Annotated in this window: 1 protein-coding gene; it reads right to left on the bottom strand. The window is 50.5% G+C overall.

The window, feature by feature from the left end; genetic code table 11:
• On the bottom strand, window positions 1-479 hold a 479-nt coding region (locus R7R24_RS29460; protein WP_318120558.1), incomplete at its 3' end, for an MFS transporter.
• Window positions 480-556 lie beyond the last annotated feature (77 nt).

Consider the following 556-nt stretch of genomic DNA (forward strand, 5'->3'; position numbering starts at 1 on the left):
CCAATCATCGGCGCAACCAACGGGGCAACAGTGATAACTAATGTGACGAAAGACATTGCGCGCGCAAAGTCTTCACGGTCAAACATGTCACGCACCACAGCTTGAATAATGACCGCCGCAGCCGCGCCAGCAAAACCTTGAGCGGTACGAACATAGGTTAACGCATCAATGCCGTTTGTGGTCGCACTCACCACCGCTGCTAATCCAAAGAAAAGCACACCCAAAATCAGTACCGGTCTGCGGCCAAAGCTATCGGCAAGCGGCCCATGAATTAACTGACCAATCGCAAAACCCGCCGTATAAGCCGTCAATGTAATTTGAACCGCACCAGGTGCAACGCCCAAATCTTTTGCGATGGTCGGCATTGCCGGTAGATACATGTCGATCGCCAATGGCGTTAGCGCGCCAATTGCACCGAGCACAAGAAACAGTAAAAAACTGATTTGAGATTGGGGAGCGCCTTGAGCCTTCTCTGTCATTCTTTTACCTCTACTTGTGTCCTTGCCATCAGCCAATTCTTCACAGAAACTAGCAAGGATGCTTCTCGTAGCGTTGA

The organism is Vibrio sp. 704 (assembly GCF_033339295.1).